Here is a 12268-nt window from a genome sequence, read left to right on the forward strand (position 1 = left end):
ATGTCCGAGCCGCGCGTTGGCGTCTATCCGGGTACCTTCGACCCGATTCATAACGGGCATGTCGACATCATTCGTCGGGCGGCAGCCCTGGTCGACCGTCTGATCGTCGCCGTGGCGATCAATGCCGGCAAGGATCCCTGCTTCGACCTCGAGCACCGCACGATGATGGTCGAGCATGAAATCGCCGGCATCAGCGCCACCTTGCCACCAGGCCATGTGGTCGAAGTCCGCTCTTTTAAGAACCTCTTGATGCAATTTGCCGCTGAGGTACGGGCCACGATGGTCATTCGCGGCCTTCGGGCCGTCTCCGACTTTGAATACGAATTCCAGATGGCCGCAAACAATAAGAGGCTGCATCCGGAGATCGAAACCGCCTTCCTCATGGCATCGGAGCACCATCAGTTCCTGGGCTCGCGCTTCGTCAAGGAGATCAATGCCCTGGGCGGTGACGTCTCGTCGATGGTCTCGCCCTTCGTCCTAGCCGAACTCGACCGTAGGCAACGCTGAAGCCGTCTCAGCTTGCGACTTCAGCACCCGCTTCCACCGAGATCGGCAGCCGGGCCGCCGGCCCCCTGCCACTGCTCATCCGGATAAATAGCTGCTTCGGGGACCGGTTTTTGGACGTTTCGCTGTTCGATTTCGACCTGCCTTCAGACCTGATCGCACAGACGCCCGCCGTCAATCGCGACGCAGCACGGCTGCTGACGATCGGCGCAACGCTCGCGGACCGTGCGATCGTCGAATTGCCGGACCTGCTGCGCCCAGGCGACCTTCTGATCGTCAACGATACACGCGTGCTTCCCGTCCGCTTCGAAGGCCACCGCGCGGCCTCGGGTGAACGGCCGGCCCTGGTCTTCGCAGCGACGCTCGTCGAGCCCTCGGGCACCGATCACTGGTGGGCCCTTTGCCGCCCCGCCAAGCGGCTGCGGGCGGGCGATCCGGTCCGCCTGGGGCAGACGCTCCTGGCTCGCGTGGCGGGCAAGGATGACGAAGGCCGGGTTCTTTTGGCCTTCGAGCTGGAAGGCCAGGCGTTGCTTGCCGGCATCAAGGCCGAAGGCGCCATGCCGCTGCCACCTTATATCCACCGGCCGGCCGGTGCGACGGCGGCCGACCGGCTGCGCTACCAGACGGTCTTTGCAGCAAGGGACGGCGCGGTAGCGGCGCCGACGGCAGCGCTCCATTTCACCGAGGCCCTGCTGGCCAGGCTGGCAGCCGCCGGCATCGAGCGCGCCAGCCTCACCCTTCATGTGGGGATGGGAACGTTCCAGCCGGTCAAGGCCGAAGACACGGCCGGGCATATCATGCACGAGGAATGGTACGAGTTACCAGCCGCCACGGTCGCCGCCATCGAGCGGACGCGCGCCCAGGGCGGGCGCGTCGTGGCCGTCGGCACGACGGTTCTGCGCACCCTCGAGAGCGCGCTCGACGATCAGGGCCGGATCGTCGCCCGCAGCGGCCGGACGGGCATCTTCATCACGCCCGGCTGGCAGTTTCGCACGGCCGATCTTCTCCTTACCAACTTCCACCTGCCGCGCTCGACCCTCTTCATGCTGGTCTCGGCCTTCGGCGGCATGGACCGCCTGAAGGCCGCCTACGCGCATGCGATCAAAGAACGTTACCGCTTCTTCTCCTACGGCGATGCCTGCCTGATCGAACGGGCCGAGGCGAGCCTGCCCGGATAAGCGAGCGGCCCTCAGGCGCGAGTCGATGAGGGCTACCGGCGGCCTCAGGCCGCCGGCTCGACGATGCGGGCAGCCTCGGGGTCGATGACGAGGCGGCGCTCGTGGTAGCGAGCGACGCTCGGCTTGTGCGCGATGCTGACCAGCGTCGTCTGGGCAAGGCGCTCCTTCAAGAGGCCGTAGAGATAGGCTTCGGTCGGCTCGTCCAGGGCAGAGGTCGCCTCGTCGAGAAAGAGCCAGTCGGGATTGAAGAGCAAGGCGCGGGCGATGGCCAAGCGCTGCTGCTCGCCGGGCGAGAGATGAATCGACCAGTTCTCCTGCTCACCCAGCCGGTCCTTGAGATGCCCCAGCCGGCAAAGCTCCAGGACGCTTGCCATCTCGGCCTGCGTGTGCGCCTCGGGCTTGTCGGGATAGCAGAGCGTGGCCGCGAGCGTACCGATCGGCAGATAGGGCCGCTGGGGCAAGAAGAGATTGCGCGTGCCTAACGGCAGGGTGAGCTTGCCCTTGCCGAAGGGCCAAAGGCCGGCCAGGACGCGAAAGAGGGTGGACTTGCCGCTTCCCGAGGGACCCTGGAGGAGGACGGACTGCCCCTTCTCGATGGCAAAGCCCGTGCCCTTCAGGATGACGTGGCCGTCCGGCAGGGCGATGTCGGCATCGTCGAGGACGAGCCGGTCGCCACGCTGCACGACGTCGAAGCCCGGGTGCCTCGCCTGGTCGCGATGCGTCACCGACATCGCCTCGGCGAACTGGGTGAGACGATCGACGGTGGCCTTCCAGTCGGCCAGACCGGAGAAGCTGTCGACGAACCAGGACATCGCACCTTGCACCTGGCCGAAGGCCGAGGAGATCTGCATGACCTGGCCCAACTGGATGGCCCCCGCGAAATAGCGCGGTGCGGCCACAAGGAAGGGGAAGATGATGGCCGCCTGACCATAGAACGAGGTCAGCCAGGTCAGCCGCTTATTATAGACCATATAGTCGTAGAACGTATCGTAGACCCGGCCGAAGGCACCATTCAGGCGGCGGCGCTCATCCGGCTCGCCGCCATAGAGCGCTATGCTTTCCGCATTCTCGCGAATGCGGGTCATCTGATAGCGGAAATCGGCGTTGAAACGCTCGAGCATGAAATTGATGCGCACCAGCGGCCGGCCCACATAGTAGGTCAGCACCGAGCCGATCGCCGCGTAGACCAGCGCCACCCAGAACATATAGCCCGGTATCGTGATGCCGAGGAACTCGATCGGTCCGGAGAGCGCCCAAAGGATGAAGGAAAAGGTGATCAGCGAGACGATGTTGGAGAGCAGGCCCACCGAGATCGAGAGCGTCTGGGTGGTGAACAGCGCCACATCCTGCTCGATACGCTGCTCGGGATTGTCGGCACCGTGATTGGCCAGCTCCATGCGGTAATACGTCCGCTCCGAGAGCCAGTCGCGAAAATAGATATTCGTCACCCAGCGCCGCCAGCGGATGGTCAAGAGCTGCCTTAGCCAGAGCGTATAGACGCCGATCACGATGAAGACGAAGGCAAGGACGGCAAAGACGCCCATCTCCCACCAAAATGTCGCTTCGTCCTTGGCCTGGAGGGCATCATAGAAGCGGCCATACCAGTCATTGAACAGCTTGGAGAGCCAGACCTGGACGAAATTGAGCACGATGACGGCAAGAAGGAGGACGCGCGCCACGGAGCGTTCCTTCGCCTTGAACCGGACGAACCAGAACTGGACCTGGGTATCCTCGTCCGAAAACCAGTAGGGCTTGGCGAGCTGCCAGATCTTCGAGAGGAAGCCCCTCGTATCGGCGATGCGACGGACGAGATTGGTCGACATGATACTCCTGGCGTGGCGCCTTGACGCGCCTGGCTCGATGAAACCGGCGCTGGCCGCAATGTGGCCCAGCCGGAATTAACCCCAAAGTGAAAGTTCGACCAAGAAGCCGCCGGCAATTTTTGGCCGTCTATCGGCCTTCGGCCTGCTTCAGACGGGAGTCAGGGTCTATCGGCCTTCGGCCCTGCTTGAGACTGAGGCTATCCGGCCGAGCCTGGTGATACCGGAGGCGATCACTCGTGGCCGATCTCGTCATCGTGACCGCTCCGGCTGCTTTTGACGGCCAGCCCCATGAGGACGATCGCCAGAATGATCGAGAGCGACGTGCCCAGCGCCAGGGCGATCATCCCGTGCAGGCCGATCGGCAGATCCGCCGCCTGTGTCCACACCCACCAGGCGACCATGCCGGCCACGACGATCATGGCCAGGATCAGCAGGATCGAGAGCCACGTGCCACCACTCCAGCGTGTCATTGTTTTGTCCGGGACAAACGGATCGGCCGGTTGCGGGCCACGCGTTGCGCAGGTTTCATGCGCTAGAAGGTATCGCTCGGACACCCATTATGCCAGACCATCGCCCAACCTTACCAAGCCCCGCCCCAGGAAAGGCTGGATGAGCGAACGCGAGCGCTGGACGACCATGACCCTTCTTCAGGACCGCCTGGAGCTGCAGGATCGCTGCGTGCTCGACATTGGCTGTGGCGACAATGCCCTCGTCGCAACGCTCCAGGCGGCGGGTGCCCGGTCTTTGGGCCTGGACTTGCCCGGCCGGCCAAAGGCGGTATCGGGCACGCTGTTCGTCGCCGCCAGCGGCCTTGCACTTCCCTTCGCGGCAGCCAGCTTCGATCTCGTCCTCTTCCACAACAGCCTCCACCATCTCCCTCGGGGCCAGATGCAGGCGGGACTGGCGGCGGCCCTCCGCTGTCTTTGCCCGAAGGGCGATCTCATCGTCATCGAGCCCCGGCCGTCGGGCGAGCTTTTCGAGCTTTTCCGGCCGATCGATGACGAGACAGCGATCCGGGGCGAGGCGCAGACGCTGGCGATGGAGGGTCTGCCCGGCGCCCGGATCGTCGAGTGCCTGGAATATCTGAGCGAGCGGCGCATCGAGCACGCCGATGACCTGCTGCGGCGCGCGGTCGGCGTCGATCCATCACGAGGTGCGATCATCGAACGCGCCGCCCCGGCGATCCGGGAGGCTTTCGCGCGAGCGGGCAAGCCGCATCCGGAGGGCGGACGACTCTTCCTGCAACCAATGCTGTTCGTCCATATGCGCCGGGAGCGCCCCGTCGCTCTGCAACTCGAGGAGGCGACCGACCGGGCAGCGCGCGATGCCTGTCTGGCCCTCCGTCGCCACGTCTTCGTCGAGGAACAAGGCGTGCCTCTGGCCGAGGAATATGAGCCATTCGACAAGGAAGCGCCGATGCTCCTCGCCCGCATGGATGGCGAGCCTGCCGGAACGCTGCGCTGGCAGACGCTGCCCGACGGGCGGGTGAAAATTCAACGTGTGGCCGTGGCCAGGCATTGGCGTCGCCGGGGCATCGCCGCGCACATGCTGGAGGTCCTGCTTGAACGGCTTGACGCGGCCGGCATTCCGGAGACGATCCTTTCAGCACAGCTCGATGCCCAGCCACTCTACCGGCGTTTCGGCTATCAGGCTTTCGGCCCGGTCTTTCCTGATGGCGGCATTTCGCATATCAGCATGGCCCGCCCGCACCCAGCGCGGCAAAAGCGAAGATGATCACTCAAGCGCGCCTACCCAAAGCGCTGCCTTTTTGAATGTCCCACGATCCAAAACACGAACAGGAGCCCAAACCGATGCGGCTAGCCCTCAAGAGCCTTACCCTGGCGGCAGCCATCGTCGGCGGCACATGGTTGACGGCCGACGCTCAGGACGCATCCACGCCGCCGGTCCAGGCGGCACCCTTGCCGAGCCCGGACACGGTGGTCGCGGTCGTCAATGGCCAGAATATCCTTCTGGGCGACGTCGAAGCCGCTCAGACCATGCTGCCGGAGCAGTACCGCCAGGTACCCCTGCAGGCGATCTTCGATCCGCTGCTCGAGCGCCTCGTCGACGCACGTCTCCTGGCCGAACAGGCCGAGAAGGACAAGATTGAGGATCGCCCCGAGGTCAAGGAAGCGCTGGCCGAGGCCCGCCGCCAGGTCCTGCAGCAGCAGATCGTCGAGGCGGCCGTCAAGGCCGGCACGACGGATGACAAGCTCAAGGCCATCTATGAAAAGATGAAGGGCCAGCCGGACTTCGCGCAGGAAGAGGTGCATGCGCACCATATCCTCCTGCAGAGCGAAGCCGAGGCGCAGGACGTCATCAAGCAACTCGACAAGGGCGCCAAGTTCGACGAGTTGGCAAAGAAGCTCTCCAAGGATCCCTCGGCGGCGTCCAATGCCGGCGATCTCGGCTGGTTCACCCGCGGCACGATGGTCAAGGAGTTCGCCGACGCGGCCTTCACAATCAAACCCGGCACCGTCAGCCAGACCCCGGTCCAGAGCCAGTTCGGCTGGCACGTCATCCGGGTCGACGAGAAGCGCACCAAGATCCCGACCTTCGAGGAGAAGGAAGCCGAGATCCGCGACCAGACGGCGCGCGAGATTGTCACCGCCCTCGTAGCCGACGTTCGCAAGGATGCTAAGGTCCAGACCTTCCAGATCGACGGCTCGCCCAAGCCGGCCGAGAGCGCGCCGACGACCCCGGCGGCCCCCGCCAACCCATAGACCGCCATCGCGCGGCCAGGCTTCGCGCGCATCATGGCTTGACCGGCCAGCCAGGGATCGGCTTGAAGAGGCCGCGTCCTGGTCCGGCCGCAAGCGCGAGGAGCATCGTCATGGCGAAGATCACCGAGACATCGCCCCTGGCACCGCCCTCCTTTCCAGCCCTGCCGGCAGTGGCGGGGTTCCGCTTCGCCACGCTCGAAGCCGGCATCCGCTATAAGGGACGGCGCGATCTGACGCTGATCGAGGCTGCCCCGGGTACGAGCGTCGCCGCCGTCTTCACCAAATCCGCCACGGCCGGCCATCCCGTCCTCTGGGGCCGTCGCATCCTGCCGCATGGCAAGGCGCGTGCCGTCATCATCAACGCGGGCAACGCCAACGTCTTTCGCGGCGCCGAGGGCGATGCCGCGGTCAAGGCCGAAGCGGAGATGCTGGCGGCCGCCCTCGACTGCGCGCCCGAAGAGATCTACGTGGCCTCAACCGGGGTCATCGGCGAGCGCCTGCCGGTCGAGAAGATCATCGACGCGATTCCGGCTTTGATCCCGGCCCTGGCCGTGGACGGCATCGCCGCCGCCGCGTCCGCCATCATGACGACGGACACCTTCCCCAAGGGCGCGCTCGCCACGGCGGAGCTCGGCGGCAAGACGGTAACCATCGCCGGCATCGCCAAGGGCTCGGGCATGATCGCGCCTGACATGGCAACCATGCTGGCCTTCGTCGTCACCGACGCCGACCTGCCGCCCGCCATTCTCCAGCCCCTCCTCCTGGAGGGCTCGGACAAGAGCTTCAATGCCACGACCGTCGATGGAGATACCTCAACCTCGGACACGCTTCTCCTTCTGGCCAGCGGCAAGGCCGGCAACACGCCGGTAACCGGCATCGAGGATCCGGCATTGGCGGCCTTCAAGGCGGCCCTAGACCATGTCCTCCTCGATCTGGCCCTTCAGGTGGTGCGCGACGGCGAAGGGGCGCAAAAGCTGATCCAGATCTCCGTCAGCGGTGCCCTTGATGACCGGGCTGCCCGGCGGCTGGGCCTCGTCGTCGCCAACTCACCCTTGGTCAAGACCGCGATTGCCGGCGGCGATGCCAACTGGGGACGGATCATCATGGCCGTGGGCAGAGCCGGCGAGACGATCGAGCTCGCAAGGCTGGGCGTCGCCTTCGGCGGTACGCCCGTCGCCCGCAACGGCGGCGCCGTGCCGGATCTCGACGAGGCACCTGTCGCCGCTCATCTGGCAGGTCAGAAGATCGACATCGACATCGAGGTCGGCACCGGGCCGGGTAAAGCCACCGTCTGGACCTGCGATCTGACGCACGGCTACATCGATATCAACGCCGATTATCGCTCATGAGTGATGGAGCCGGCTGCGCGGCGGTGCCCGAGCCGAGCTCGACGGGCCGGCTGCTCCTGGTGGCTGCCTGCGCGCTTCTTGACGCCGACGGTCGCGTCCTCGTGACGGAGCGTCCAGCCGGCAAGGCGATGGCCGGCTTGTGGGAATTTCCGGGCGGCAAGCTGGAGCCGGGCGAGAGCCCCGAGGCCTGCCTCGTTCGCGAACTCTTCGAGGAATTGGGCGTGCGCACGAAGCCCGCCTGCCTGGCCCCCTTGACCTTCGCGAGCCACACCTACCCGGACTTCCACCTGCTGATGCCGCTCTATGTCTGCCGCGTCTTCGATGGTGCGCCGGCGGGCCGGGAAAACCAGGCCATCCGCTGGTGCCGGGTGCATGAGCTGCGTAATCTCGCCATGCCGCCGGCCGATCTGCCGCTCATCGCCCATCTGGAGGAGTTGCTGACCTGAGCGTCGTCCCGGGTCGCCATTCCTCGCTCGTTGTCCCTCCTGGAGGACACAAGCCCGATGCAGCCCATCGATTACGCCGACGCCTCGCCTGAGGTCAGGGCAGTCTATGACGACATCATGGCGAGCCGCGGTGTCACCGACGTCAATAATTTCTGGAAGTATCTGGCGAACGATCCCAAGGGATTGCGGCGCACCTGGACCAGCGTGAAGGAGATCATGGCGCCGGGCGCCCTCGACCCGCTCGTCAAGGAAATGCTCTATGTGGCGGTCAGCGCCAGCAATGGCTGCGACTACTGCATCGCCAGCCATACGGCTGCGGCAAGGAAGGCCGGCATGAGCGACGCCATGCTGGGCGAACTCCTGGCCGTCGTCGGCATGGCGAACGAGACCAACCGCCTGGCACAGGGCTATCGCATCCCGGTCGATGCCCAGTTTGGCGGCCCCAAAGACTAGAGGCTTTCTTGCGGCTATCGCGCGTCGCGCTGCTTGAGCCGGGGAATCTTGCGGCTATCGCAACTGCGGACGCTTCCCGGTCTCGGCTGGCTGTCGGCGCGGAGAGGAAGAGCTACCAGCGTCGATGCGGGCCGTCGAAGAGATCACCCAAGGCACGGCGCAGGCGGATCGTTATTGCCCGGCGGCGGCCATGCTCGGGACGATCGTGACGGAGATGGCAGCGCTGGCAGAGGGCGGCCAGATTCTCCTTGCGGGAATTGCCGGGATTATGGTCGAGATGCGCCGTGCTGAGCACGAAACGCCGCAAAACGACATGGGTGTACTCGACGAAATCGGGCCAGGGTGCTTCCTCACCCTTGTCGCCGCGCCAGCGCCGCTGTTCCTCGTCGAACCAGCGGCCATCGGGAAGCTGGCTCAAGGGAACGCGGTCGGGACGGCCGCACCACTCGCATCGTCCCTTGGCGCGATCGAAACGGATGCGACGGCTGATAAGAGGCCAGTCGATCGGATAATACCAACGGAGATCCGGATGGATCGGCATGCAGGGCTTCGCTCTCTCCTGCCGCATCGCTGATCGGGAAACGGGGCAAGGATGCGGCGGCTTCTTGGAACGACTATGAGGGCAAGGGTTGGCCGAAGGTCAAGAGCGCTGGCGGCACTGCCGCTCCTGGCTTGGCTGGCGGCCTGTGCAGGCGAGCCCAGCTTCAGGGGCGCCGAGCCGATCGGCGATGCCCGCCTGGCCCGCGCCCATCTGCGCGCCATGGTCGATAACGGGCCGGTGCCGGCTGAGCTCCGCCAGGTGCCCGAGAGCCTGGGCCCGGCCGATACGGTCAGGGCAGCCGCCAGCGGCATCCAGTTCTTGAAGCCGGTCTTCGACCCGGTCGTGGTGCCGCCCGGCCGCATCGAGGGAGCCCGGCTGGTTCTCTGGTTCGACGGTCCGCGCGTCGCCGCCGATGTCTGCGCCGGCCGCAATACGGTCCAGCCGATACCACGCCGGCAACCTGAATTGTCGGCGGCCTGGTGCGAGGGTCCGAACGCCGTGGCCGGCATTGTCGGCGTCGCGGCCGACTCCTCGCGGGCCGCCATGGAGCGCCTGGTCTGGCAGGCCAGCGGCCGGCTCTTCCCCGACACCTATGTCGACGATACCGGCCTCGATTTCTGGGGCATGAAGGTTCGTCCTGGTGGCAGCGTCGGCTTCTAGGCCCGGGCAGCCCGTCTCGGCCAGCGAACTCGTCATGCGCGACGCAATCGCCCTCTCGGCCCATGGAGGTTCACCATGGGGCGCCGGATCCTCGATCGGCCGGCGCCCTTGAAGACAGCGGCCATCCGAGCGCACCGCTAGCGCTCGGGCGGTGGCGGGCTTGCATCCTCGGTCGCACGCACGGGATCCTCGGCCTCGGGCAGGACGACCAAATTTTGCATCTGAGCTGCTGTCATGTCGGTTCGAAGCGCGCCGTCCGGCGCCCAGCGCACCGCGCGCCGTCCGAGCAGGAAGGCCGTTCCTCCCACACCCATAAAGCCGCCCGTCTTGACGACGAAGTGGGTGACCTCGCCGCTCTCAAGGTCAAGCTCCAGGTCGACGATCGTGCCAAGGCTCTTGCCATCGATGCCCAGCACCGGCTTGTTCAGCAATTGGCTGGCGCGGACCGCATCGACCGGCAGGATCGCCGCCGCCTGGGGTGGTGGACGCGCCGACGCCCCCTCGCTCGAGGCCGCCGGCGATCCGCCCGGAAAACGGCCCGTGGGCGAGCCGGGCAGACCTTCTTCCGCCAGGGCCGGCAAGCTCGCCAGCAGCAGGCACAGCAGGAGAGAAGGGCAGACACGCATGACGACCTCCTTTCCTTCATGTTTGGCCCTTTTGGGGCGAATGGTGGGCATATCAGATGTTCCCGGCCATTGTCTCCGCTTCGGGATCAGTCTGACTGCCCACAACCCAATAGTTGAATCGACCCGACGCGTCTAAATCCGCTACGAAGCGAGAGCTTAACGAGACTTCATGACCCGATCCGGAGACCCCCACATGTTACGCCTTGCCAAGGCTGCCCTTCTGACGATTTTCGTGGCCGTACCACTGGCCGCCCATGCCGAGCCCGTCGCCTACACGCTCGACAAGTCACATACCTCGATCACCTTCGACGTCGACCATTTCGGCTTTTCGACGGTCCATGGTCGCTTCCCAGACTTTGACGGCACGATCACCCTTGATCAGCAAAAGCCCGAGAACAGCAAGGTGGCGTTCACGGTCAAGGCTGCCAGCATCGACACGCAGTGGGACAAGCGTGACGAGCATCTTCGCTCCGACGCATTCTTCAATGTCGCGAAGTTTCCTGACATCACCTTCACGAGCACCAAGGTAGTCGTCGACAAGAAAGACAAGAACGCCGCGGAGGTTACTGGCAACCTGACGCTGATCGGCGTCACCAAGCCCGTCACCTTCCACGTCAAGCTACGCAAGCTTGAGAAGAGCCCGATCACCCAGAAGATGACGGCCGGCCTTGAGGTCGAGGGCAAGATCAAGCGCACCGATTTTGGCATGTCGGCCTATGCGCCGATGGTCGGTGACGAGATACCGCTGCGGATCGACACCGAAGCCTTCATCAACTGAGCATCCGATCTCCAGGAGGCCCGCGCATGCGCCGGTTCAAGACGATCTACCTGCTGTTGGCGGCTCTTTCGCTGGCGCCGGCGACGGCGCGTGCGGCCAACTGGCAGCTCGAGCCCGCTCAGTCCCGGCTTGCCGTCGACTTCAAGCAAGGCGGCGGCGAGATTAAGGCCGCGTTCGACCGCTTCGCGGGTACCATCGAGTTCGACCCCAATGATCTCGAACACGCCGCGATCACGATGACCATTGACCTCACGAGCTTTGCCAGCGGCGATGCCGGGCGCGACGGCCAGGCAAAGAGCGCGTCTTGGCTCGATGCCGACAAGACGCAGCAGGCGGTCTACAAGACCCTATCGATCGCAAGGCATGCAGGCGACGTCTACACCGTCCAGGCGGAACTGACACTCCGTGGCGTCACGCAGCATCTGACGCACGACGTGACGATCACCATCGACGGCGATCAGGCGCATGCCACCGGCAGCGTGTCGCTGCCGAGGCTCGATTATGGCGTCGGCAAGGAGGCGGACCCCAGCGGCGACACCGTAAGCCTCGATGTCGGCGTAAGCTTCGACGTCAGCGCCAAACGGAGCTGAACAGCATGGCGACGATGAACACCGCAAATGGATGGGGCTGGCCCGCCCGCCTGCTCCACTGGGGGATGGCACTCCTTATCGTCGCCATCTGGCTCCTCGGTCGTTACATGGTGAGCCTGCCCGACAGCGCCATGATGGCGAAGTTCGACGATTACCAGCTCCATAAGAGCCTGGGACTGACGGCCTTCGCGCTGGGCGTGGTGCGGCTGCTCTGGCGCACCTTGAACCCTGCACCCGCCATGCCGCCCCACATGCCGGGCTGGGAGCGGCTGGCCGCGCATGCGAGCCACGCTCTCCTCTATGTCCTGATCCTGGGAATTCCGCTCTCGGGCTATCTCATGGCCTCCAGCTCGACGCTGGGCATTCCCACCATCTACTTCAAGATCTGGCACGTGCCCCACCTTCTAGGTCCGAACGCCGCCGCCGAGACGACTTTCAAGTGGGTACACGATCAACTGGGCTGGCTCCTCGTCATCGTTCTTGGCTTGCATGTGGCTGCGGCCCTCAAGCATCAGGTCATCGACCGGGACGATATTCTAAAGCGGATGCTCAAAGGCTGACCACGCACGTCAGGTCGAGTTGTCGCACGGCTCGTCA

15 protein-coding genes are annotated in these 12268 nt (G+C 65.1%); 11 read left to right on the plus strand and 4 right to left on the minus strand.

Annotation, left to right across the window (positions count from 1 at the left end; all coding sequences use genetic code 11):
• Positions 1 to 507, plus strand: coding sequence for a pantetheine-phosphate adenylyltransferase (gene coaD, locus CFB17_RS09605; RefSeq protein WP_088561333.1), 507 nt, complete (start codon positions 1 to 3; stop codon positions 505 to 507).
• 110 nt (positions 508 to 617) lie between these two features.
• Positions 618 to 1682 carry a tRNA preQ1(34) S-adenosylmethionine ribosyltransferase-isomerase QueA gene (queA, locus tag CFB17_RS09610; protein WP_088561334.1) on the plus strand — a complete coding sequence of 355 codons (1065 nt, stop codon included), beginning with the start codon at positions 618 to 620 and terminating at the stop codon, positions 1680 to 1682.
• A gap of 44 nt (positions 1683 to 1726) precedes the next feature.
• On the opposite strand, the gene CFB17_RS09615 is transcribed toward queA, so the two are convergent.
• Together CFB17_RS09615 and CFB17_RS19165 are read right to left on the minus strand one after the other, a co-directional pair.
• The gene (locus tag CFB17_RS09615; RefSeq protein WP_088561335.1) at positions 1727 to 3505 is read right to left on the minus strand and encodes an ABC transporter ATP-binding protein/permease; all 1779 of its coding nucleotides are present in this window, start codon (positions 3503 to 3505) and stop codon (positions 1727 to 1729) included.
• A gap of 230 nt (positions 3506 to 3735) precedes the next feature.
• Positions 3736 to 3975: a hypothetical protein gene (locus CFB17_RS19165; protein ID WP_165769527.1), complete on the minus strand. Its 240-nt coding sequence runs from the start codon at positions 3973 to 3975 to the stop codon at positions 3736 to 3738.
• A 139-nt stretch (positions 3976 to 4114) separates the two neighbouring features.
• On the opposite strand from CFB17_RS19165, the gene CFB17_RS09620 reads away from it, so the two are divergent.
• The 5 genes from CFB17_RS09620 to CFB17_RS09640 all read left to right on the plus strand — a co-directional run bounded on the left by CFB17_RS09620 (position 4115) and on the right by CFB17_RS09640 (position 8476).
• A complete protein-coding gene (locus CFB17_RS09620; RefSeq protein WP_165769528.1) occupies positions 4115 to 5239 on the plus strand; it encodes a bifunctional class I SAM-dependent methyltransferase/GNAT family N-acetyltransferase in 1125 nt (374 codons plus the stop codon).
• Positions 5240 to 5316: 77 nt separating this feature from the next.
• Entirely contained in the window at positions 5317 to 6228 is a 912-nt protein-coding gene (locus tag CFB17_RS09625; RefSeq protein ID WP_165769529.1) for a peptidylprolyl isomerase, read from the plus strand.
• 110 nt (positions 6229 to 6338) lie between these two features.
• Complete coding sequence (argJ, locus tag CFB17_RS09630; protein ID WP_088561338.1) at positions 6339 to 7577, plus strand: bifunctional glutamate N-acetyltransferase/amino-acid acetyltransferase ArgJ; 1239 nt, start codon at positions 6339 to 6341, stop codon at positions 7575 to 7577.
• Positions 7574 to 8023, plus strand: a complete 450-nt coding sequence (locus CFB17_RS09635; protein ID WP_088561339.1) for a (deoxy)nucleoside triphosphate pyrophosphohydrolase — start codon at positions 7574 to 7576, stop codon at positions 8021 to 8023. The genes argJ and CFB17_RS09635 overlap by 4 nt, the downstream gene beginning before the upstream one ends.
• A gap of 57 nt (positions 8024 to 8080) precedes the next feature.
• On the plus strand, positions 8081 to 8476 hold the full coding sequence (locus CFB17_RS09640; protein WP_088561340.1) for a carboxymuconolactone decarboxylase family protein: 396 nt from the start codon (positions 8081 to 8083) through the stop codon (positions 8474 to 8476).
• Between the two features lie 112 nt (positions 8477 to 8588).
• Here CFB17_RS09640 and CFB17_RS19640 read toward each other — a convergent pair whose 3' ends face one another.
• Positions 8589 to 9017, minus strand: coding sequence for a hypothetical protein (locus CFB17_RS19640; protein ID WP_088561341.1), 429 nt, complete (start codon positions 9015 to 9017; stop codon positions 8589 to 8591).
• Positions 9018 to 9092: 75 nt separating this feature from the next.
• Between CFB17_RS19640 and CFB17_RS09650 the strand changes: the two genes are divergently transcribed.
• Positions 9093 to 9677, plus strand: a complete 585-nt coding sequence (locus tag CFB17_RS09650) for a hypothetical protein (RefSeq protein WP_088561342.1) — start codon at positions 9093 to 9095, stop codon at positions 9675 to 9677.
• Between the two features lie 137 nt (positions 9678 to 9814).
• Here CFB17_RS09650 and CFB17_RS09655 read toward each other — a convergent pair whose 3' ends face one another.
• The gene (locus tag CFB17_RS09655; protein ID WP_165769530.1) at positions 9815 to 10303 is read right to left on the minus strand and encodes a PRC-barrel domain-containing protein; all 489 of its coding nucleotides are present in this window, start codon (positions 10301 to 10303) and stop codon (positions 9815 to 9817) included.
• Between the two features lie 193 nt (positions 10304 to 10496).
• Between CFB17_RS09655 and CFB17_RS09660 the strand changes: the two genes are divergently transcribed.
• The 3 genes from CFB17_RS09660 to CFB17_RS09670 are packed head-to-tail and all read left to right on the plus strand — an operon-like array spanning position 10497 to position 12231.
• Positions 10497 to 11081: a YceI family protein gene (locus tag CFB17_RS09660; RefSeq protein WP_165769531.1), complete on the plus strand. Its 585-nt coding sequence runs from the start codon at positions 10497 to 10499 to the stop codon at positions 11079 to 11081.
• Between the two features lie 26 nt (positions 11082 to 11107).
• Entirely contained in the window at positions 11108 to 11671 is a 564-nt protein-coding gene (locus tag CFB17_RS09665) for a YceI family protein (protein ID WP_088561345.1), read from the plus strand.
• A 5-nt stretch (positions 11672 to 11676) separates the two neighbouring features.
• Complete coding sequence (locus CFB17_RS09670; RefSeq protein ID WP_207762002.1) at positions 11677 to 12231, plus strand: cytochrome b; 555 nt, start codon at positions 11677 to 11679, stop codon at positions 12229 to 12231.
• The last annotated feature ends 37 nt before the right edge of the window (positions 12232 to 12268 follow it).

The organism is Arboricoccus pini (assembly GCF_900187945.1).
Classification (GTDB): Bacteria; Pseudomonadota; Alphaproteobacteria; order Geminicoccales; family Geminicoccaceae; genus Arboricoccus; species Arboricoccus pini.